Annotated in this window: 20 protein-coding genes; 16 read left to right on the top strand and 4 right to left on the bottom strand. The window is 71.9% G+C overall.

The window, feature by feature from the left end:
* The first annotated feature begins 79 nt into the window (after positions 1-79).
* The 10 genes from ACZDWJ_RS11055 to ACZDWJ_RS11010 are packed head-to-tail and all read left to right on the top strand — an operon-like array spanning position 80 to position 9866.
* Complete coding sequence (locus ACZDWJ_RS11055) at positions 80-892, top strand: MlaE family ABC transporter permease (protein ID WP_463521010.1); 813 nt, start codon at positions 80-82, stop codon at positions 890-892.
* A 2-nt stretch (positions 893-894) separates the two neighbouring features.
* Positions 895-1731 carry an MlaE family ABC transporter permease gene (locus ACZDWJ_RS11050; RefSeq protein ID WP_463521009.1) on the top strand — a complete coding sequence of 279 codons (837 nt, stop codon included), beginning with the start codon at positions 895-897 and terminating at the stop codon, positions 1729-1731.
* Positions 1731-3101 carry an MCE family protein gene (locus tag ACZDWJ_RS11045; RefSeq protein WP_463521008.1) on the top strand — a complete coding sequence of 457 codons (1371 nt, stop codon included), beginning with the start codon at positions 1731-1733 and terminating at the stop codon, positions 3099-3101. The genes ACZDWJ_RS11050 and ACZDWJ_RS11045 overlap by 1 nt, the downstream gene beginning before the upstream one ends.
* Positions 3098-4123 (top strand): MCE family protein, encoded by a 1026-nt coding sequence (locus tag ACZDWJ_RS11040; RefSeq protein WP_463521007.1) that lies wholly within the window; start codon positions 3098-3100, stop codon positions 4121-4123. The genes ACZDWJ_RS11045 and ACZDWJ_RS11040 overlap by 4 nt, the downstream gene beginning before the upstream one ends.
* Positions 4120-5106, top strand: a complete 987-nt coding sequence (locus tag ACZDWJ_RS11035; protein ID WP_463521006.1) for an MCE family protein — start codon at positions 4120-4122, stop codon at positions 5104-5106. The genes ACZDWJ_RS11040 and ACZDWJ_RS11035 overlap by 4 nt, the downstream gene beginning before the upstream one ends.
* Positions 5103-6266, top strand: coding sequence for an MCE family protein (locus ACZDWJ_RS11030; protein ID WP_463521005.1), 1164 nt, complete (start codon positions 5103-5105; stop codon positions 6264-6266). The genes ACZDWJ_RS11035 and ACZDWJ_RS11030 overlap by 4 nt, the downstream gene beginning before the upstream one ends.
* Entirely contained in the window at positions 6263-7531 is a 1269-nt protein-coding gene (locus ACZDWJ_RS11025) for an MCE family protein (RefSeq protein WP_463521004.1), read from the top strand. Before ACZDWJ_RS11030 ends, ACZDWJ_RS11025 begins: the two co-directional genes overlap by 4 nt.
* A complete protein-coding gene (locus ACZDWJ_RS11020; RefSeq protein ID WP_463521003.1) occupies positions 7528-8808 on the top strand; it encodes an MCE family protein in 1281 nt (426 codons plus the stop codon). The genes ACZDWJ_RS11025 and ACZDWJ_RS11020 overlap by 4 nt, the downstream gene beginning before the upstream one ends.
* 7 nt (positions 8809-8815) lie before the next feature.
* Positions 8816-9349, top strand: a complete 534-nt coding sequence (locus ACZDWJ_RS11015; RefSeq protein WP_463521002.1) for a hypothetical protein — start codon at positions 8816-8818, stop codon at positions 9347-9349.
* Position 9350: 1 nt separating this feature from the next.
* Positions 9351-9866 (top strand): thioredoxin domain-containing protein, encoded by a 516-nt coding sequence (locus ACZDWJ_RS11010; RefSeq protein WP_463521001.1) that lies wholly within the window; start codon positions 9351-9353, stop codon positions 9864-9866.
* 27 nt (positions 9867-9893) lie between these two features.
* On the opposite strand, the gene ACZDWJ_RS11005 is transcribed toward ACZDWJ_RS11010, so the two are convergent.
* Positions 9894-11186 (bottom strand): PucR family transcriptional regulator, encoded by a 1293-nt coding sequence (locus tag ACZDWJ_RS11005; RefSeq protein WP_463521000.1) that lies wholly within the window; start codon positions 11184-11186, stop codon positions 9894-9896.
* Between the two features lie 215 nt (positions 11187-11401).
* Between ACZDWJ_RS11005 and ACZDWJ_RS11000 the strand changes: the two genes are divergently transcribed.
* The 5 genes from ACZDWJ_RS11000 to ACZDWJ_RS10980 all read left to right on the top strand — a co-directional run bounded on the left by ACZDWJ_RS11000 (position 11402) and on the right by ACZDWJ_RS10980 (position 17984).
* Entirely contained in the window at positions 11402-12880 is a 1479-nt protein-coding gene (locus ACZDWJ_RS11000) for a class I adenylate-forming enzyme family protein (RefSeq protein WP_463520999.1), read from the top strand.
* A gap of 3 nt (positions 12881-12883) precedes the next feature.
* Positions 12884-14716 (top strand): DUF3556 domain-containing protein, encoded by a 1833-nt coding sequence (locus ACZDWJ_RS10995; RefSeq protein ID WP_463520998.1) that lies wholly within the window; start codon positions 12884-12886, stop codon positions 14714-14716.
* Positions 14713-16185 (top strand): phytoene desaturase family protein, encoded by a 1473-nt coding sequence (locus ACZDWJ_RS10990; protein WP_463520997.1) that lies wholly within the window; start codon positions 14713-14715, stop codon positions 16183-16185. The genes ACZDWJ_RS10995 and ACZDWJ_RS10990 overlap by 4 nt, the downstream gene beginning before the upstream one ends.
* Positions 16182-17045: a short-chain dehydrogenase/reductase gene (locus ACZDWJ_RS10985; protein ID WP_463520996.1), complete on the top strand. Its 864-nt coding sequence runs from the start codon at positions 16182-16184 to the stop codon at positions 17043-17045. The genes ACZDWJ_RS10990 and ACZDWJ_RS10985 overlap by 4 nt, the downstream gene beginning before the upstream one ends.
* A 291-nt stretch (positions 17046-17336) precedes the next feature.
* On the top strand, positions 17337-17984 hold the full coding sequence (locus tag ACZDWJ_RS10980) for a hypothetical protein (protein ID WP_463520995.1): 648 nt from the start codon (positions 17337-17339) through the stop codon (positions 17982-17984).
* A gap of 607 nt (positions 17985-18591) precedes the next feature.
* On the opposite strand, the gene ACZDWJ_RS10975 is transcribed toward ACZDWJ_RS10980, so the two are convergent.
* Both ACZDWJ_RS10975 and ACZDWJ_RS10970 read right to left on the bottom strand, forming a co-directional pair.
* Positions 18592-18804: a helix-turn-helix domain-containing protein gene (locus tag ACZDWJ_RS10975; protein ID WP_463520994.1), complete on the bottom strand. Its 213-nt coding sequence runs from the start codon at positions 18802-18804 to the stop codon at positions 18592-18594.
* 130 nt (positions 18805-18934) lie between these two features.
* Positions 18935-19150, bottom strand: coding sequence for a helix-turn-helix transcriptional regulator (locus tag ACZDWJ_RS10970; protein ID WP_463520993.1), 216 nt, complete (start codon positions 19148-19150; stop codon positions 18935-18937).
* Positions 19151-19650: 500 nt separating this feature from the next.
* Between ACZDWJ_RS10970 and ACZDWJ_RS10965 the strand changes: the two genes are divergently transcribed.
* Positions 19651-20031, top strand: coding sequence for a hypothetical protein (locus ACZDWJ_RS10965; protein WP_463520992.1), 381 nt, complete (start codon positions 19651-19653; stop codon positions 20029-20031).
* Here ACZDWJ_RS10965 and ACZDWJ_RS10960 read toward each other — a convergent pair.
* Positions 20028-20264, bottom strand: coding sequence for a hypothetical protein (locus tag ACZDWJ_RS10960; protein ID WP_463520991.1), 237 nt, complete (start codon positions 20262-20264; stop codon positions 20028-20030). The genes ACZDWJ_RS10965 and ACZDWJ_RS10960 overlap by 4 nt on opposite strands.
* Positions 20265-20334: the final 70 nt, after the last annotated feature.

Below are 20334 nucleotides of genomic sequence, written 5' to 3'. Positions count from 1 at the left end.
CATCGGCCTTGTGCTCTCGCCACAAGAGATGCCCGTCACACGGATCTAGCGTCGCGACCCGAGATCCGGAGGAGCCCCCATGTCATCCCCAGCCAGCAGCCGCATCGCTCGCGAGCCGCGCCCGTTCCCGGGCCGTGGCGCGCTCGTGCACACCGGCCGGCTCTTCGCCCTCAGCCTCGACGTCCTGGTCTACAGCTTCCGCCGGCCCTTCCAGACCCGCGAGCTGATCGAGCAGGCCTGGTTCGTCGCGAAGGTCTCCTCCCTGCCCACCGCGCTGTTCGCCATCCCGTTCGGCGCCACCATCTCGCTGCTGCTCTACCAGCTGCTCGACCAGTTCGGCGCCGCCTCCGCGACCGGCGCCGGCGGCGTCCTCGCCATCACCCAGCAGGCCGCGCCCATCGTCACCGCCCTGCTCATCTCCGGGGCCGGCGGCAGCGCGGTGGCCGCCGACCTCGGCGCCAGGACCATCCGCGAGGAGATCGACGCCATGCGGGTGCTCGGCATCGACCCGGTCCGGCGCCTCGTCGTCCCCCGCGTGCTCGCCATGGTCTTCGTGGCCGCCGTCCTCAATGGCCTGGCCACGGTCGTCGGCGTGGCGGGCGGCTACTACTTCAACGTCATCGCCCAGGGCGGGACGCCCGGCGCCTACATCAGCAGCTTCAACCTGCTCGCGCAGTCCTCCGACATCCTCGTCAGCGAGCTGAAGGCCATGATCTTCGGCTTCGTCGCCGGCGTCATCGCCGCCTATCGGGGCCTCAACCCGCCACCCGGTGCGAAGGGGGTGGGCGACGCGGTGAACCAGACGGTCGTCATCTCGTTCCTGTCGGTCTACATGATCAACCTCTTCATCACCCAGATCTACCTGCAGATCGTTCCCCCGAAGGGCCTGTGACGATGAGCTCCTCCGACTCGCTCGCGCGTCGATCCGTGGCGGCCGTCATCGGCCCCCTCACCGACCTCGGCGACCAGCTCTCCCTCTACGGGAAGGCGCTCAAGGGCGTGCCTCACGCCCTGCGGCACTACCGCCGCGAGATCCTGCGCCTGCTCGGCACGACGACCTTCGGCACCGGCGGGCTCGCGCTGATCGCCGGCACGGCCGGCGTCATGTTCGCGCTCTCGCTGTTCGTCGGCAGCCTCGTCGGACTCCAGGGCTTCCGCGGCCTGGACACCCTGGGCGCCGCGGCGCTCACCGGCTTCATCACGGCCTTCTTCAACACCCGCGACATCGCCCCCCTCATCGCCGGGATCGCGCTCACCGCCACGGTGGGCGCGGGCTTCACCGCCGAGATCGGCGCCCAGCGGATCTCCGAGGAGATCGACGCACTGGAGGTGATGGCGGTGCCGTCGGTGCCGTTCCTCATCACCACGCGCGTGATCGCCGGCTCGATCGCGGTGATCCCCCTCTATGTCGTCGGTCTGGTGGCCTCCTACCTCGCCGCACGCCTCAACGTCGTCTACATCAACGGGCTCTCCGCCGGCACCTACGACCACTACTTCCAGCTGTTCCTGCCACCGGGCGACGTGCTGCTCTCGTTCCTGAAGACGCTGATCTTCGCCTTCTTCGTGATGCTGGTGCACTGCTACTACGGCTACCGCGCCAGCGGCGGTCCCGCCGGCGTGGGCGTGGCCGTGGGACGGGCGGTCCGCCTGTCGCTGGCCGGGATCGGCATCATCGACTTCTTCCTCACGCTCGTGCTCTTCGGCACCGCGCCCTCGGTGACGATCGCCTGATGCGCCGCCGACTCGCTCCCTACCGCCTGCCACTGACCGGCCTGGTGTTCCTGGCGATCCTGGCCAGCCTCCTCGTCGCCGCGATCGTCGACTACCAGGGCGGCTTCACGCGCCGCACCGACGCCGTCCTCTACGTGCCCGACGCGGGGAGCCAGCTGGCACCCGGAGCCCAGATCAAGCTCCACGGGGCCGTCGTCGGCACGGTGCGCACGATCGAGCCCAGCACGCGCGGCGCCAAGCTCACCCTGGCCCTCGACCCCGCCCGGACCCACCTCATCCCGGCCGACACCGTCGCCCGCATCCTGCCCAAGACCCTCGTCGGCCAGGACTACGTGGACCTCGTCGTTCCGTCGGGATCGACCCGCTCGCCCATCACGGCCGGCGCCGTCATCCGTCGCGACACCAGCGCGGACGCGGCGACCCTGGAGGGCGCCCTCGACAGGCTCCTCGACGTCCTGCAGGCCCTCCCGCCCCAGCAGGTCGCCTCGACCCTCACCTCCATCTCCACCGCCCTGGCGGGGCGTGGCGAGCAGCTCGGCACCACGCTGACCTCGCTCCAGGACTACCTCAGCCGGCTCAACCCGTCGATCCCGACGCTGACCGCCGACCTGCGCGCGCTCAGCCGCTTCAGCGACACCTACGACCAGGCCGCGCCGGACCTGCTGGCTGCGCTGCGAGACCTCTCGACCACCTCCCGGACGGTGACCGAGCAGCGTGCCCAGGTCGACTCGCTGTTCACCGGGCTGCGCAGGACCGGCGACGACCTGCGCACCTTCCTCGCCCAGAACCAGCAGAACCTGATCCAGCTGGTCGACGTCAGCCGGCCCACCCTGGAGACCCTCGCCCGCTACGCGCCGGAGTACCCGTGCCTGCTCGGTCAGCTCGCCGGGCTCGTGCCCCGCATCGACCGGATCTTCGGCAAGGGCGAGGAGCGACCGGCCCTCAACATCACGCTGCGCGTGACCAACAGCCGCGGGAAGTACCTGCCGAACCAGGACGAGCCCGCCTACCGCGACGATCGCGGGCCCCGGTGCTACCAGATCACCCGCTTCGCCCCGCAGTACCCGGCCGACGGGCCGATCCAGGACGGTTCCTACGCGCCCCCGCCGGCCCGCACCGAGACCGACAGCGGCGCCGCTCCCGACCTTCCCGCGCGCTCGGAGCGCACGGGGGCTGCGGCCCGCGGCTCCGACTCGCGTCAGCGCGCGGCCAGCAAGGGCTCGGATGGCGCCTGGCCCGCCGCTCTGCCCGGATCGGACGCCGAGCAGAGCCTGATCGCGGGGCTGCTCGGACTGAGGCGGGGGGAGTCGCCGTTCGCGTCCCTCCTCATGGGCCCGCTGCTGCGAGGAAGCGAGGTGAGCGCGCGATGAAGAGCGTCCTGCCCTCGCTCATCAAGCTCACGATCTACACCGTCGTCATCGCCTTGGCGACGTCGCTGCTGGTGCTGATCATCGTCAACGGCCGCACCGGCGCCACGACCTCGTACTCCGCGGTGTTCAGCGACGCCAGCGGCGTGACCACCAACGACAGCGTCAAGATCGCCGGCGTCCAGGTCGGCAAGGTCACCGACGTCCAGGTCGTCGATCGGAAGCGGGCCCGGGTCTTCTTCGACGTCGAGCGCGACGTCGCCGTGCCGGCCTCCGTCGACGTCGCGATCCGCTACGAGAACCTGATCGGCGACCGGTTCCTCGAGCTGTCCCGCGGTGCCCGCCCGTCGTCGCGGACGCTGCCGGCCGACAGCACCATCCCGATGGACCGCACCCGTCCGGCCCTGAACCTCACGGTGCTCTTCGGCGGCTTCAGGCCCCTCTTCGAGGCCCTTCAGCCGAAGCAGGTCAACCAGTTCGCCGAGGAGATCCTCCAGACCCTGCAGGGCCAGGGCGGCACCGTCGACTCCCTGCTCGCGCACACCGCCTCCCTGACGAACACGATCGCCGACCGCGACCAGGTCATCGGCGACCTCGTGGACGACCTCAACGTCGTGCTCGGCACCGTGTCCACGCGGGACCGGCAGCTCTCCGACCTCGTCGTGCAGCTCCAGCGGTTCGTCACGGGTCTCTCCCAGGACCGCGGGGACATCGGGCAGGCGATCTCGGCGCTCGGTGGCCTGACCGACAGCGTCACCGGGCTCCTGGTCGACGCCCGCCCGCCGCTGCGCGAGGACATCCGAGCCCTCAACGGCCTGAGCGCGAACCTCGACCGCGGCAAGGGCACCATCGACGCCCAGCTCAAGGCCCTCGCGCCGCTGCTGGGCCGGGTGAACCGCACCGCCAGCTACGGATCGTGGTTCCAGTTCTACCTCTGCGACCTCGGCGGATCCCTCAGGGGACCCGCGGGCTCCCGCATCGGCATCACCGCCTACCAGAACACCGCTCGGAGGTGCGCACCGTGAAGAGCTTCCAGAGCCGCTCACCCATCCCGATCGCGATCATCGGCATCCTCGTCCTGACCCTCGCCCTGCTCGCGGCCTACAACACCGACCGCGTCCCGCTGCTCAGCAAGGGCACCACCTACCGCGCCGAGTTCGCCAACGCGGCCGGGATCCGGTCGGGGAACCCCGTGAAGATCGCCGGAGTGGTCGTCGGGCGTGTCAAGCAGGTCCGTCTCGACGGGGACCAGGTGGCGATCGAGTTCAAGATCGACGAGGCCTGGGTCGGCGACGCGTCCTCGGCGTCCATCCAGCTGAACACGCTCCTCGGGCAGCGCTACCTGGCCATCGACCCCGACGGCTCCCGCGAGCTCGCGGCCGGCGGCACGATCCCCCGCTCGCGCACGGAGACGCCCTACGACATCGTCCCGGCCATCAACCGCCTGTCGCGGACGGTGGGGGAGATCGACACGTCGAAGCTGGCCGCCTCCCTCGACGCGATGTCCGAGACCTTCTCCGACACCCCGGACAGCGTCGGTCAGGCCCTCACCGGCCTGCGCCGGATCTCCTCGACGATCTCCCGACGCAACGACGCCCTGACGACGCTCCTCCAGCGCGCCGACGTCGTGGCCAGCACCGTCGCGGACCGCGACGCCGAGATCGCGCGCCTGCTGAAGGACGTCAACCCGCTCCTGGCAGAGCTGCAGCGGCGCCGTGACGCCATCCACCAGCTCCTCGTCGGCACCCGCTCGCTCGGCACGCAGCTGTCGGGACTGGTGACCGACAACCAGGCGACGCTCAAGCCCGCCCTCGCCCACCTGGCCCGGGTCGCGGACGTCCTCGAGCGGAACAAGGAGAACCTGGACGCCGGCATCAAGGCGATCGGCCCCTACGTCCACCTCTTCTCCAACACCGTCGGCGTCGGCCGCTGGTTCGACGCGTTCGTCTGCGGACTCCTCCCCCTGCCGCTCGCCGGCGTCAACCAGAAGGGATGTGAGGCGTCGTGAGCGCCCTCGGACGTTCTCGCGGCCTGCTGTCGGGACGGCGCGGTGTCGCGCTCGTGCTCGTCGTCCTGCTGGTCGTCGCGGCCGTGGTCGCGCTCGGCCAGCGGGACGGGGGCCGCCGCGTGACCGTGTACTTCCCCTCCGCCGCCGCGCTCTACGTGGGCAACCCGGTCGAGGTGCTCGGCGTCCCGGTCGGCTCGGTGGAGTCGATCACCCCGCAGTCCGGGCGGGTGAAGGTCGTGCTCGACCTCGACGACGGCGTCGACCTGCCGGCGGACGTCTCGGCCCTCCAGGTCTCGCCCAGCCTCATCAGCGGGCGCAGCATCACGCTGGCCCCGGCGTACAGCAGCGGCCCCAGGCTCGGGGACGACGCGGTCATCCCGCTCGAGCGCGCCGAGGTGCCGCTCGACGTCAACGACCTCTACACCAGCGCCCAGGACCTCTCCTCGACGCTGGGTCCCACGGGAGCGAACAAGAACGGCGCCCTGAGCCGGGCACTGGACGTGCTGGCCCGCAACCTCGACGGCAACGGCGATCGGCTCGCTGCCGCCATCCGTGGGCTCGCCGACGCCTCCGGCACGCTGGCGGGCTCGCGTCAGGACCTGGCCGGCACCGTGCGCGGTCTGCAGACCTTCGTCAGCACGCTCTCGGACAACGACGGCGACGTCCGGGCCCTCAACACCCGGCTCGCCACCGTCTCGAGCTTCCTCGCGGACGATCGGACCGAGCTCGGGGCGGCGCTGGAGGAGCTCTCGGTGAGCCTCGGTCAGGTGGCCACCTTCGTCCGCGACAACCGGGCGACGCTGCGCACCAACGTCGACCGTCTCAGCAAGGTCACCCAGGTCCTCACCCGCAACCGCAGGCTGCTGGGCCAGATCCTCGACGAGGCGCCCACCGGTCTGGGCAACCTGGCGAACGCCTACGACTCCGCCGGCAGCACCCTCGACGTCCGCATCGACGTCAACGAGCTGGCCCTCGCCCCCGGCGCGCTCATCTGCGAGCTGCTCGCCCGCAGCACGCCCTCGCAGCTGCCCGACGTCCTCACGGGTCTCTGCGGCGACCTCACCAGCCCGCTCGACGGGCTGGGGCTGCCCACGCCGGCCCAGGTCGCAGCCACCCTCCAGCACCTGTTCCCCAGCCCGAACCCGGGAGGAGCCCGATGACCTCGATCCTGCGGCGACGTCGCGACCGGGCCCGGCCGATCGCGGCGACGATCGTCGCGCTCGCCCTCGGGGCCACCCTGACGGCCTGCAGCGGCCTGGACGACGGCGCCTACGACCTGCCGCTGCCCGGAGGCGCCGATGTCGGGTCGGACCCCTCGACCCTCACGGTGCACTTCAGCTCGGTGGAGGGGCTGGTGCCGAAGTCGAACGTCAAGATGGACAACGTCGCCGTGGGTCGCGTGGAGTCGATCGACGTCGATCGATCGAGCTGGACGGCCGTGGCGAAGGTCAAGGTCCGCGGCGACCTCGACCTGCCGGCCGACGTCCAGGCCCGGGTGCGTCGCAGCAGCCTCCTCGGCGAGTGGTACGTCGAGCTCGTGCGGCCCGACGATGCCACCGGCGTCCTCCCCGCCGGGACGAGCGCCACGATCCCGCTCGCCCGCACCGGCGGCACGGCGCAGGTCGAGGACGTCCTCGGCGCGCTCTCCATGCTGCTCAACAACGGTGGGCTGCCCCAGATCAACAGCATCATCAGCGAGCTGAACCGCGCCCTGGACGGCAACGAGTCCCAGGTGCGCGCCCTCCTGGGCGACCTGTCGGAGTTCACCGGACGCCTCGACGCCCGGCGCGACGACATCGTCACCGCCCTGGATCGGCTCTCGACCCTGAGCCGGACCCTGAGGACGAGCCGCGCCGACATCTCGACGGCGCTCGACGAGATCCCCCAGGGCCTCAAGGTCCTGGCCGACGAGCGTCCCCAGCTGGTGCGGATGCTCCGCTCGCTGGACCGACTCTCGAGCGTCGCGGTGCGCGTCGTGGAGCAGAGCAAGGACGACACCGTCGCGGACCTCGAGGCCCTGCGTCCCGTGCTGCGGGCCCTGGAGGTCGCAGGCGACGACCTGCCGGAGGCGTTGAAGCTGCTCGTCACCTTCCCGTTCACCCCCGCGGCGCGCGATGCCGTGCAGGGCGACTACGTCAACCTGGACACCAAGGTCGACCTCGACCTCGCCTCCGTGCTCGGCACGCTGACGGCGTCCAAGCAGCCGATCAACCTGGGCGGCCAGGACCTCCCGAACCCGCTTCCGCTGCTGCAGCAGCCCTCGGACCTGCTCGGCCAGATCACCGGGTCGATCACCAACCCCCTCCTCGGGCTGCTTGGCGGGGCGACCTCCGGTGTCGGTCAGGGCGGAACCACGGGCTCGAGCACCTCAGGCACCGGCTCCGGCGGCCTGCTCGGCGGTCTCCTGGGCGGGGGCGGACGATGATCAGTCGACGCACGCGGCTGCAGCTGCTCGCCTTTGTGGTGCTGGCCTCGGTGGGCCTCGTCTACGTCGGCGGCACGTACGCCGGCCTGGGACGGCTCTTCGGCTCCACCACCTACTCGGTCTCGATGGACCTGCGCGACTCCGGTGGCATCTTCACCAACGCCGAGGTCACCTACCGCGGGGTCACGGTCGGTCGGGTCGGCGCCCTGCACCCGACCGCGGACGGCGTCCGCGTCGACCTCGAGATCGACAAGGACGCTGAGCGGATCCCCGCCCGCGGGCTGGAGGCCGCCGTGCGCAACCTGTCTCTGATCGGGGAGCCCTACGTCGACCTCACCCCGACGGCCGCAGGGGCGCCCTACCTCGACGGCTCGTCGGTCATCCCCGCCGAGCGCACCACCACCCCGGTCGCTCCGGCCACCCTCCTGACCAGCGTCAACGGGCTCCTGGACTCCGTGCCGCGCGACTCCCTGCAGGTCATCCTGCGTGAGCTCGACGCCGCGTTCGCGGGCACCGGCCCGGATCTCGCGCGGGTGCTCGACAACACCGCCGCCTTCGTATCGACGGCGCGCGACGTGCTGCCGGAGACCATCCGACTGATCCAGGACGGGGCGACGGCGCTCCGGGCGCAGAACGACGGTGCCTCGAGCATCCGGTCCTTCAGCTCCGACCTGCGGCTGCTGGCCGGTCAGCTCAAGGACTCCGACGCCGACATCCGCCGGACGCTGCGCACGGGGCCGTCGGCGGCGACCCAGGTCAGCGCGCTCCTGCGGGAGTCGGGGCCGGGCATCAGCCAGCTCGTCGCGGACCTGCTGACCACCGGTCGGCTGGCCGAGCCGCGCAATAAGGCGATCCGGCAGCTCCTGGTCACCTACCCCGCGCTCGCCCGGGCGACCTACTCGGCGGTGCCGGGCGACGGCACCGTGCACTTCGGTCTGGTCCTCAACGCGTTCGACCCGCTGCCGTGCACCGCCGGGTACGAGTCCACCCGGCGCCGTCCCGGCACCGACACCACCGACATCCCGGTCAATCCCGACGCGACGTGCACGGAACGGCGGGGGAGCCCCATCGACGTGCGCGGCTCGCAGAACGCTCCCCGCCAGGGGACGCCGCCCGCCGCGACCGCAGGCACGCCGCGCCGGGGCGCCACCGCGTCCACGACGTCAGCGCCCAGCCCCGACCTGGTGGCCCGGCTGGCCGACCTGCTGCGCCAGCGCGCCCTGCCGATGGTGTCCGATCCGACGGAGGTCCTGCTCCAGGACCTCGGACAGCGATAGGCGATCCATGAACGACTCGACTCCTCGACCGCTCACCGTCCGCGTCCCGGCGGTGACCCGCACCTGGATCCTCCTCGCCGCGATGGTGGCGGTCGTCGCCTGCGCGGCTGCCGCCTGGATCGGCCTGCGCGCCGGCGGGGGCGACGGGACCGACCGTGCATCCGCCCGCGACGCCGCGCTGGCCGGCGCTCGCGAGGCGGCGGGCACCCTGACCACCCTCGACGCCTCCGACACGAAGGCGTCGGTCGCGCGATGGCGCGCCGTCACGACCGGCGCCCTGAGGCAGTCGGTGACCGCCGGGGACGGCGACCTCGCCCGCGTCATCGAGACCGGCGGCGTCGACACCTCCTCCGTGGTCAGCGACGCCGCGGTGGCACGGCTCGACGCCGGCGGCCAGGGGGCCACGGTGCTGGTCGCCGTCGATCTCACGCTGACCCCCACGACCGGATCGCCGGAGGTGCAGAAGCTGCGCCTGGTGGTCACCATGAAGCGCACCGCCGACGGCTGGAAGGCCAGCCGACTCCAGAACGTGGGGGCCTGACATGACAGCCGACGCCCGTGCGGACCGCATCCGTCTGCGCCTGCTCGTCGCTCTGGTCGTCGTGGCACTGCTCGCCTCCGGTGCCGCCGCCCTCCTCTGGCTGCGCGATGACGCGCAGCCCTCGGGGAACGCGGCCGTGGTCGACGCCGGAGCCACCGCGGAGGTCTCCCGGGAGGTCAGCGCGGCGATGGTGAGCCTGTGGTCCTACGACTACCGGGACCTGGCGAGGAGCCGCGCCCGCCTCGGCGCGATCACGACGACCGCGTTCGCCCGGACCTACCAGCCGATCTTCAAGCGCGTCGAGCGGCTCGCACCGGCGACCAAGGCGGTGGTCACCGCCACGGTCGGCGACGTGGCCGTCCAGACCCTCGACGGCGACCGGGCGGTCCTGCTCGTCTTCCTCGACCAGTCGGCCCGCAAGGGGGCGAGCGAGCCGGTCGCGGCCGGCGCGCGGCTCCGGGTCGAGGCGGTGCGGGAGCGCGGTGCCTGGCGGGTGTCGGGCGTGACGCCCTTCTGACCTCGCGGCACGTCCGCGACGCTCCGGTCAGCGCTCCGGGAGGACCGCCTCGCCCAGCCAGCGCACCGCGGTCAGGGCGACCTCGAGGTGCAGCCGGTCGTGCTCGAGCGGGAGCCCGCGCGTCTGGATCGCCTTGTCGATGCGGTACTTGACGGTGTTCTTGTGCAGGTGCATGGCGGTCGACGCCGCGAGGTAGCTGCTGCCGGCCTGCAGGAAGTCCAGCAGGGTCTCGCGCAGCCGGGCGACCGGCTCCCCGCGGCCCGCGAGCCCCCCGAGAGCCGAGGCCACCAGGCGTCGGGTCTCGTCGAGATCGCCGGCCAGCATCGAGGCGAGCTGGACGCCGTCGTCGGCGAAGGACGTGACGGGGCGGGCATGCTCGCCTGCCACGGTCGCCACCCGGTGGGCTCGCAGCGCCTGCCGGTGGGTGGCGAGGAAGCCGGTCTCCGAGGGGCCCGGTGCGCCGAGCGCGAGCCGATGGCGCGGGCCGACGGCGGCGACCAGCTCGGTCAGCGTCGCGTGATCGAGGTCGAGGTCGGCGCGCCGGCCCAGGGGCAGCCATCCCCAGGCGAGGCCGCCGTCCTGGGGGACGAAGAGCTGCTGACCCTGGGCGTCGAGCGCGGCGGCGACGTCGTTCACCAGCTGCTCGAGCCGGCGCAGGTCGAGGTGCGCGGCGTCGGGGTCCTCGACCCAGACGACGACCCCCAGGTGGTTCTGGCGCAGCCGGTGGCCCAGGGCCGCCTCCGCGGCGGCGGTGTCATAGGGGCGTCCCGAGAGGACCGTGGAGAGCATCGCCGCGCGCATCGTGTTGCGGTTCGCCAGCCAGCGCCCGCGCTCGGACTCGTACTCGGCCACGACCTGCTCGGCGATCAGGTCGACGTAGGCGAAGCTCGTGACCTGGAACGCCCGGGCGGTCTCCACCGAGACCCGGCTGTCGGTCTCGGTGCGGGCGATCTCCTCGACCACCCAGTCCAGGACGGTGCTCTGCCCGATCCGGTACGCGCGCAGGAGGGCGTTGGTGGAGACGCCGCGCTGGGCCAGCCGTCGGGCGTACTCGAGGGCCGCGGACGGCGGCCGCACCTCGGCGACGTCGATGCCGTACTGGATGACGGAGAGGAAGGTCTCGACGTTGCTCTCCGTGCTGGCTCGCAGCAGGTCCTGGATGACCGGATCGCCCCGCAGCTCGGGGATCGACTCCGCCATCTCGGCCTGCAGCGCGGCGCCGCTCTCGCGCAGGCGCTGACCGATCGCCTGCGCGACGGTGGCGACCCGCGTCGCGGTGGCGACCGGGAGCGTCGTCGAGTGTCGTGGCGCCGCAGCCATCGCGGACCTCCTGATTGGTTCCGGGAGACAAGACGTCCGTCACACGACGGCTTGTGGGGACATCGATCCGCATCTCTGGGCGGTTCCTGCTCCTCGTCGTGTGAAGCATGCCACGAAGAGGTCACCGAACTTTGTGACTCGGGACCAAACCTCCGTGCTCGCTCCGGACCTACTGTCCCGATCTGACCAGCAGGCGTCGAGGAGAGGACGAACCCGTGGAGAGCACCTATCTGCCGTGGCACCAGCCGGCCGATCGCGCAGACACCCCCTGCATGCGCGACGACCGGGTCGAGCTGACCTACGCCGAGTTCGCGGCCTGGGTCGACGCCGTCGCCGAGCAGCTCGTCGACGCGGGCGTGGGCCACGGGGACGTCGTCGCGATCATGCTGTCCAACCGCGTCGAGCTCCTCGTGACGCTGGTGGCGGCCTGGCGCGTCGGAGCGGTCGCCACGCCAGTCAACCCCGTCTTCACCGCGAACGAGGCCGACTACCAGATCGACGACGCGGGCGCGACGCTGGTCGTCAAGCACGCCGCCGGCGACCCGGACGGCGGTCGTCCCTCGATCCTCGTCGACGACCTCCGGAGGACCTCCACCGGCGTCGAGCTCCCGGCGGCGTCGACGGCGAGCTCCGACCTGGCCCTGCTCATCTACACCAGCGGGTCGACCGGTCGGCCCAAGGGCGTGATGCTCACCCACGGCAACGTCGCCGCCATGGCGAACGGCATGGGCACCGCGCTCGCGCTCACCGCGGAGGACCACTGCCTGCTGGTGCTCCCGCTCTTCCACGTCAACGCGATCTGCGTCAGCTTCCTCTCCACCATGATCGCCGGCGGACGGCTGTCGGTGCTCGGCCGGTTCCACCCCGTCGAGTTCCTCACCTCGGTGCAGACGCTGCGGCCCACCTTCTTCTCCGCCGTCCCCACCATCTACACCCACCTGCTCGCGCTCCCGGCGGAGCTGGCCTTCGACACCTCCTCGGTCCGCTTCGCCATCTGCGGGGCCGCGCCTGCCTCGCCGCAGCTGCTCGCCGGCGTCGAGGCGCGCTACGGCTTCCCGCTCGTCGAGGGCTACGGCCTCACCGAGGGCACGTGCGCCTCGACGGCGAACCCGCTCGACGGCGTCCGCAAGCCCGGCACGGTCGGCCCGGCGCTGCCCGGCCAGATCGTCGCGATCATGGCCCCGGACGGCAGCCTGCTCCCGGCGGGCGAGCGCGGCGAGGTCGTCATCAAGGGCGACAACGTCATGCTCGGCTACCTCAACCGCCCCGAGGCCACGGCCGAGGCGCTCGGCGACGGCTGGCTGCACACCGGCGACGTCGGCATCCTCGACGACGACGGCTACCTGCGCATCGTCGACCGCATCAAGGACATGATCATCAGGGGCGGGGAGAACATCTACCCCAAGGAGATCGAGAGCGTCCTCCTGTCCGATCCGGCGATCCTCGAGGCCGCGGTGGTGGGTGCTCCCGACCCCGTGTACGGCGAGGTCCCCGTCGCGTACGTGGTGGTGCATCCCGAGCACACCACCGACGCCGCCGCGCTCCGGGCGCTGTGCTCGCAGCAGCTGACCAAGGTGAAGGTCCCGACCTCCATCACCGTCCGAGCCGACCTGCCGAAGAACCCGGTCGGCAAGATCGACAAGCCGGCCCTGCGTCGCGAGCTCGCCGCGGCCGTCGTCACCCAGGAGGTCTGACCGATGGGCTTCATGACTCCCTCGCCGCAGCCGATGCCGCCCGCCGAGTTCCTGCGGCTCCCCCTCGCGGAGCGGATGCGGATCCTCGCCACCCACTGGGTCGAGGACGGCTTCGGGACGCCGCGTGTGCTGCACGTGGTGTACGTCCTCAAGATGCTGGGCCTGTACTTCGGCGTCGGCATCTGGATCGCTTCGATGACCAGCGGCATCGCGTTCACCGACGTGGGCTCCTGGTACAACAACATCGTCGTCTACCAGAAGCTGGCCGTGTGGCTGATGCTGCTGGAGGTCATCGGCCTCGGCGGCGCCTGGGGTCCGCTGTGCGGCCACTTCCGGCCGATGACGGGCAACATCCGCTACTGGCTGCGTCCGGGCACGATCCGGATGGCGCCCTGGGGTCGACGGGTCCCGCTCACCGGCGGTGACGAGCGCACCCTCGTCGACGTGGCGCTCTACGTCGGGGTGCTGGCCAGCCTGGTCGTGCCGCTCGTCGCGCAGGCCGACCCCGTGCCGGCGCGGTTCCTCCCGGCAGGCACCGGTGTCCAGGAGCTCGTGCCCGCCGAGGCGTTCATCCCGGTGCTCGTGCTGATGCCGCTGCTGGGCCTGCGGGACAAGGTGATCTTCCTGGCCGCCCGGTCCGAGCAGTACCTGCCGATCATGCTGTTCTCCGCGCTCTTCGGCACGATCGCCTCGACCGCCGACTTCGTCGATCTCGTCGTGGTGTTCAAGATCGTGATCTGCGTGGTGTGGATCGGCGCCGGAGTGTCGAAGTTCGGCGAGCACTTCGAGAACGTGGTCCCGCCGATGGTCTCGAACTCGCCGGGCCAGCTGAACGTCGTCAAGCGGCTGCAGTACCGCGACGCGCCCCACGACCTACGGCCCTCCCGCCTCGCCTGGTTCATGGCGCACGTCGGAGGCACCACCGTCGAGCTCGTCATCCCCGTCGTGCTCCTCCTCACCACCAACGCCACCGTCGCGCTCCTCGGCGCGCTCGGCATGCTGGTGTTCCACATCTTCATCACCTCGACCTTCCCGCTCGCGGTGCCGCTGGAGTGGAACGTCTTCTTCGGCTTCATCGCCATCGTGATGTGGGTCGGGTTCGACCCGGGCGTCTACAACATCTGGGACTTCTCCGAGCCCCTGCTGCTGATCCCGGTCTTCGCCCTGCTCACCTTCGGTCCGATCCTGGGCAACCTGCGCCCCGATCTCGTGTCCTTCCTGCCCTCGATGCGCCAGTACGCCGGCAACTGGGCCACGGGGGTCTGGGCGATGAGGCCCGGCATCGAGCAGCGCCTCAACGAGCTGCCCGGCGTCGAGAACCAGCTCGACCAGCTGCAGCGGATGGTCCCGACGCCGTACGAGCGGGACGACGCGGAGATGACGCTGCAGAAGGCGCTCGCCTGGCGCTCGATGCACAGCCAGGGGCGCGGCCTGTTCTCGGTGCTGCGCGCCAGCCTCGGCGACCTCGAGCAGCGCACCGTCCGCGAGGGCGAGTTCGTGTGCAACACGTTGGTCGGCTGGAACTTCGGCGACGGCCACCTGCACGACGAGCGCCTGGTGGCGGCCGTCCAGAAGCGTCTCGGGCTCGAGCCCGGCGACCTCGTCGTCGTCTTCGCCGAGTCGCAGCCCATCCACAAGAAGACCCAGCAGTACCGGGTCATCGACGCGGCGCTGGGCGTCGTGGAGCGAGGGGAGTGGACGGTGTCCGACTGCGTCCGCGAGCAGCCCTGGCTCCCGAACGGGCCGGTGCCCCTGCGCGTGCACTGGACCGCCCCCGGGTACGTCCGCACCGCCGGCACCGCGGACCTGACCCGCGAGACGGAGCCCTCCGCGTGACGGCAGCCGCGGTGGTCGGCAGCGGGCCCAACGGTCTCGCTGCCGCCATCCGGCTGGCCCAGGCCGGCCTGCGCGTCACCGTCGTCGAGGCCCACGATCGGCCCGGCGGGGGCACGCGCACGAGCGAGAACACGCTCCCCGGCGTGCTGCACGACGACTGCTCGGCGTTCCACCCGACCGGCGTCGCCTCGCCGTTCCTGGCCTCCCTGGCGCTCGAGCGACACGGTCTTGTCTGGCGGTGGCCCGAGATCGACCTCGCCCACCCGCTCGACGACGGCCGCGCGGGCGTCGCGGCGCGCGACAGGTCCCTGACCCGCGCCAGCCTCGGCGAGGTCGACGGGCGGCGCTGGGAGCGGATGTTCCACAGCTCGACCGCTCACTTCGAGGCCCTCATCGAGGAGGTCTTCCAGCCGGTCGCGCACGTCCCGCGGCACCCGGTGGTGCTGGGCCGCTTCGGCCTCCAGGCGCTGCTGCCGGCGACGGTGAGCGTGCGCCGGTTCCGGGACCAGCCCGCGCGCGCGCTCTTCGCCGGCGTCGCCGCCCACACCTTCCACCGCCTCGACACCCCGCTGAGCAGCTCGGTGGGGATGATGCTCACCGCCGCGGCCCACGCCGTGGGCTGGCCGGTGGCCGAGGGTGGCTCCGAGTCGATCACGCGCGCCCTGCTCGCCGAGCTCGCCGCGCTCGGCGGGACGGTGCGGTGCGGCGTCCGCGTCGACGACGTCGCGGACCTCGCCGCGCTCATCGGGGAGAGGCCGGAGGTCGTCGTGCTCGACACCTCACCGCGCGGCGCGGTCCGCATCCTCGGGGACCGTCTGCCGTCGCGGGTGCGTCGTGCGCTGTCCTCGTACCGGTACGGGCCCGGGACCTTCAAGGTCGACTTCGCCATCGACGGCGACATCCCGTGGCGCAACGAGCACTGCCGCCGGGCCGGCACCCTGCACCTCGGCGGATCCGCCGCCGAGATCGCCGCCGTGGAGAGGCAGAACGTTCGCGGCTCGATGCCGGAGCGGCCCTTCGTGCTGCTCGGTCAGCAGTACCTCGCCGACCCGACGCGGTCTCACGACGGCGTCAACCCGATCTACGCCTACGCCCACGTGCCGGCGGGCTTCGAGGGCGATGCGACGGAGGCGATCACGGCGCAGATCGAGCGGTTCGCGCCAGGCTTCCGCGATCGGGTGCTCGCCACGTCCACCCGCTCCCCGGAGGAGTTCGAGGCGTACAACGAGAACTGGGTCGGGGGCGACATCAGCACCGGCGCCAACACGGCGCTGCAGATCGCCTTGCGGCCACGCCTGGCCCGCGACCCCTACTCCCTGGGCGTGGAGGGCGCGTTCCTCTGCTCCTCCGCGACGCCGCCCGGCGCCGGGGTCCACGGCATGGGCGGGTTCCACGCGGCCGAGTCCGCGCTGCGGCACCTGCGGCGGGCGGGCCGGGACATCGCCGACCGTGTCGAGGCGCAGCGATGAGTCGTCACGATCTGCGCGGCCAGGTTCTCCTGGTGACCGGCGCCGGGCGGGGGATCGGCGCAGCGGTGGCGCGCCGCTTCCACGACGCCGGTGGTGCCGTCGCCCTGCTCGACGTGGACGAGGAGGCGACGGGGATGCTCGCCGCCGAGCTGGGCGATCGAGCGACCTCCGTCCGCTGCGACGTCACCGACCTGGAGTCGGTCGAGGGCGCCGTCCGACATGCCCAGGAGCGGTTCGGGCGCATCGACCGGGTCCTGGCCAACGCCGGCATTGCACCGCCCAGTCTCACCGTGCGCGACATCGCGGTGGCCGACTTCGAGCGCACCGTCGAGATCGACCTGCTCGGCCAGTGGCGCACCGCCCGTGCCGTCGCGGCGGCGATCGAGGAGTCGCGCGGGCACATCCTGTTCGTCGGCTCCATCTACGCCTTCTTCAACGGCACCCTCAACGCCTCCTACGCGATGAGCAAGGCCGGCGTCGAGCAGCTGGGCCGGGCGCTGCGGGTCGAGCTGGCCGCTGCGGGCGCCAGCGCAGGCGTCGCCTACCTCGGCTTCGTCGACACGGCGCTGGTGGACGAGGTCTATCGCCAGCCCCAGGTGGCCGCGTTCCGCCGTGCACTGCCCGCGCTCCTCACCAGGCCGATGCCCGTCGACCGCGCGGCCGACGCGCTGCTGCGCGGCCTGGTCGCCCGCCGCGCGCGCGTGACGGCCCCGGGCTGGGTCGGGCCGGCGCTCCTCGCCCGTGGACTGGTCGACCCGCTCGCCGATCGGCTGCTGATGACCCGCGCCGCACCGGCGATCGAGCTGGCCGTGCGTGACGTGCGGAGTGCGCGGGCCCCGTCGCCCGATGCCCTCGGCTAGCCCCTCGAGCGTGGACGCCGCCCCACGGGCGGCTCGTCCTCGGCATGACGGCGCCCGGCCGCCATCAGGCAGCCGGCGTCGAGTGGATCAGCGCTTACCGGTCCCCTCAGGGCGTTGGCCGCGCCCCAGAGACGCGACTCGAGCTCCTGCTGGGTGATCTTGCCGGAGGTCGAGGTGGGGGCGGCCATAGGGCGCATCTTTACCTATGGAGCTGCGTCAGCTCCACGGGTGGTCCGGATGAGGAGCGGCCCTACGTCACGAGCACCGGGCTCAGCCGTGGGAGGGTCCTCCATGCGCATCGTCACGTGGAACCTCGAGGGCAAGTGGTCCCCGGCGCACGCGGACGTCCTCGCCGCCCTCGACGGTGACCTGCTGCTGCTCACCGAGGTGCGTGACGACGTCGTGGTCGCCGGCATGGAGCTGCTCCTCGGACACCGAGAGATGGCTCCTGGTCGCCGGCTCGTCGCCGTGGCCGGGCGGAGCACCCCTCGGGGGCTCGACGACCCCCATGCCGCCTCCCTGCTCGCCGAGGTGGACGGCCTGCGGGTCTGCTGCACGGTGCTGCCGGCGCGGGGGTGGAGGCCGACCGACATCTACGGTCCAGGGTCGCTCAACGACATGACCGCGCCCATCTGGCCCGCGGTCCAGCGCGCCCGCCCTGACGTGTGGGGTGGTGACCTCAACCAGGCGCTGGTGGGCCGCGAGTGGGTCGGGACGAACCTCGGGCGGACGCGACTCCTCGAGACCGTCGCCGCGCTCGGGCTCCAGATGCCGACGGCGGAGCTCGCCTCAGCGACGGCGGGAGCTGGCTCCATCGACCACATCGCGGTGCCGGCGACCTGGGAGGTCACCACCGCGGTCAGGGTGCCGGTGGAGCGACGCCTCTCAGACCACAGCGCCTACGTGGTCGAGGCGCGGCCCGTCGTCGCCCACCGCTAGAACGGGCGTTGACAGACTCAGGACACCGGACGGTATCGAAGACGCGCGGAGCGACTGGCGCCGGCAGTCTCCGGCCAGTCGTGTCTCCAACGGGCGTCCCGGCCGCGTTACAGCTCCAGGCCCGGGACTTATCGCGAAAGTGGGCGCGCCGTTGTGGAGGCACCTGCTCTCAGCCTCTCGGGAAGAAAGGCAGGGGGGGCTCGTGACTGCGGCAGCAGTCTCGGAACGTGACGGCGGCCGGTTGAGATCGGCTTCCACGAGACGCGGCGTCCTGAGCAGTGGCGGGTCGTCCGGCAGTCCTTACCGTCGTCGGCGTCACGGTGAGGACGCCACACGTAGCGTGCCCCGACTGCTCACGCGCCCGGCCCCCCCTCGGGGCGACCTCGCGAGGCCCCCGGTCGGAGACCTGGCCGGGCCTCGAGGAGGCGAGCCGTCTCGCGGCGTTACGGCTGGAGTGCGCGCTCCGCCGCGGGTGAAGCGAAGCAGGGCCACTGCGACTGCCTGGACCCGCCCCCCGACGTCGGCGCCAGGGTCTCCGCCCCCTCCGCAACGGACGTTCTAGGCCGGGCGGCCGGCCACACGCAGGCGGCCTGGGCTGCTGGCGCGGTCAGCAGCGGAAGGCACTCGTGTGAGCCTGCTCAGGCTCGAGTAGGCCCACAACCTCCTCCAGCTCCACACGCAGCGTGCGCCGACCGGCAAGCCTGTAGGTGGTGAGCTCGCCGCGTTCGATGATGCGCCGGACGGTGCGCTCGGAGACGTCGAGCACCTCGGCAGCATGACGGAGGCTGACGAACCTCTGACCGAGGGCCGTTCCGCTCACGGTGTGCCTCCGCAGCGAGGCCACCTGGCGCAGCCAACCCCGGTGAGGCCGGGGAGCGACGCCGACGTCGTGGGCCGACGTCCTCCAGAAGCCTCCGCGGTGCCGACGGCAGCCTGGGGTCGCTCGAGCGTCATGGCTGGGACGGGGGCGAGGGGAGCCGCCGCGTGCGGCTGAAGAGGCTCATCACTTCGTTGCTGTCCAGCCGTGTGACGCGCACCCCCTGCACCTCATAGGAAGTGAGGCTGCCCCCGGCGACGAGGCGCTGGACGGATCGGATGGAGACCCCCAGGATCTCGGCAGCCTGGCGAGTGGTGATCAGGCGTCGCGGAGTGTCATGCATGGTCATGACTTCGACCTCGGGCCCCTCGACCACGACCCGCCGTCACACCGATGACCGCGCGAGGGCTGTCGAGCGCTGCTGAAGCGAGGCGGTTGCCTCGCGGCTGCGGCGGCCTCCTCCCGTGGCTACACGTGGAAGGTGATGGTTTCCATCCATGGCCGAGGTCTGACCGGTGCAGGGGGAAGGTGCGGAGGCACTACCGAAGATGCCCTTCGATGACCTGGCAACGGACGTTCAAGCGGTTACGTGCTCGCCTACTTCGCCGACGATGGCACTGCAGCAGTGCCCGCCACGCTCCAGGACTCCCGCACCGGGCCTGGATGGGCCTGAGGAAGGCGCCGACAGGATCCGCGGGCCGCTCGAAAGCGCTCGAGGGCGGCGGCTCAGGGCGGAAGTCGGTGGCGGGCTCGACGGCGGCGGAGGGCATGCCGGGTGTGTCGGCAGGTCTAGTCAATGCCGCCTAACGGTGCCTGAACGGCGCCGAACGTCCCTAGCCTGGCTCGATCATGTGGTTCTTCCGGTTCCATCGCTACTCGCGCGATCAGTGGCGCGCGCTGTGGTGGGTCTATCTGTCCACAACGCCGGTGGTCCTGACCGTGGCGCTCTTCGGCGCGCTCCTGGCGCTGCCCGCGGTGTTGGGCGACTCGCAGGACTCATCGACCCCGACGCCGACGGCCTCTGCCTCACCGACGCCCACGGCCACGCCGGCGGTGTCGCCGCTCGCGGGAGCCGTGGGCTACGGCTCGCTGTGCTACGACGGCTGGATGTCGCCCTCGGTCGGGCGCGGGACGTGCTCGTACCACGGCGGCGTGCGCGCGCCGCTGTTCCTGCAGCCGGACGGCGACGTGGTGCTGTTCGACGGCACCGTGATCCGGCCGGCCTCCTAGCCGAACCGCGCGAGCACAGGCCGCTTGGTCTGCTGCATGTTGAGGGCAACCTCCATGACCTGCAGCTGGCGGCCGGCGACCATCATCTTGGCGGCGTCGAGGGTGTGGAAGGAGCCGCCGCCTTCGCGGGTCTTCAGGCCGGCGGCCGAGCCCTCGTCGCGGACGTACTGGATCTTCTGGCCCTGCCACTCGGTGAGGAGCTCGCGGTCGTAGGGCAGCTCGATGCGGCCCATGTCGACGAGCTTGCGGAGGGGACTGCTGCACGATCAGGTGACAGGTTGGGTTAGGCCGCCTGGGTGGCGG

It is taken from the genome of Nocardioides sp. B129/18 (genome assembly GCF_055282735.1).
The sequence above is the reverse complement of the archived record's forward strand: the minus strand, read 5'-3'. Positions and strand labels throughout refer to the sequence as shown.

Coding starts and splice junctions, on each gene's coding strand:
- ACZDWJ_RS11055 (WP_463521010.1), top strand. CDS start 80: ATGTCATCCCCAGCCAGCAGCCGCATCGCTCGCGAGCCGCGCCCGTTC.
- ACZDWJ_RS11050 (WP_463521009.1), top strand. CDS start 895: ATGAGCTCCTCCGACTCGCTCGCGCGTCGATCCGTGGCGGCCGTCATC.
- ACZDWJ_RS11045 (WP_463521008.1), top strand. CDS start 1,731: ATGCGCCGCCGACTCGCTCCCTACCGCCTGCCACTGACCGGCCTGGTG.
- ACZDWJ_RS11040 (WP_463521007.1), top strand. CDS start 3,098: ATGAAGAGCGTCCTGCCCTCGCTCATCAAGCTCACGATCTACACCGTC.
- ACZDWJ_RS11025 (WP_463521004.1), top strand. CDS start 6,263: ATGACCTCGATCCTGCGGCGACGTCGCGACCGGGCCCGGCCGATCGCG.
- ACZDWJ_RS11020 (WP_463521003.1), top strand. CDS start 7,528: ATGATCAGTCGACGCACGCGGCTGCAGCTGCTCGCCTTTGTGGTGCTG.
- ACZDWJ_RS11015 (WP_463521002.1), top strand. CDS start 8,816: ATGAACGACTCGACTCCTCGACCGCTCACCGTCCGCGTCCCGGCGGTG.
- ACZDWJ_RS11010 (WP_463521001.1), top strand. CDS start 9,351: ATGACAGCCGACGCCCGTGCGGACCGCATCCGTCTGCGCCTGCTCGTC.
- ACZDWJ_RS11005 (WP_463521000.1), bottom strand. CDS start 11,186: ATGGCTGCGGCGCCACGACACTCGACGACGCTCCCGGTCGCCACCGCG.
- ACZDWJ_RS10995 (WP_463520998.1), top strand. CDS start 12,884: ATGGGCTTCATGACTCCCTCGCCGCAGCCGATGCCGCCCGCCGAGTTC.
- ACZDWJ_RS10985 (WP_463520996.1), top strand. CDS start 16,182: ATGAGTCGTCACGATCTGCGCGGCCAGGTTCTCCTGGTGACCGGCGCC.
- ACZDWJ_RS10980 (WP_463520995.1), top strand. CDS start 17,337: ATGCGCATCGTCACGTGGAACCTCGAGGGCAAGTGGTCCCCGGCGCAC.
- ACZDWJ_RS10970 (WP_463520993.1), bottom strand. CDS start 19,150: ATGACCATGCATGACACTCCGCGACGCCTGATCACCACTCGCCAGGCT.
- ACZDWJ_RS10965 (WP_463520992.1), top strand. CDS start 19,651: ATGTGGTTCTTCCGGTTCCATCGCTACTCGCGCGATCAGTGGCGCGCG.
- ACZDWJ_RS10960 (WP_463520991.1), bottom strand. CDS start 20,264: ATGGGCCGCATCGAGCTGCCCTACGACCGCGAGCTCCTCACCGAGTGG.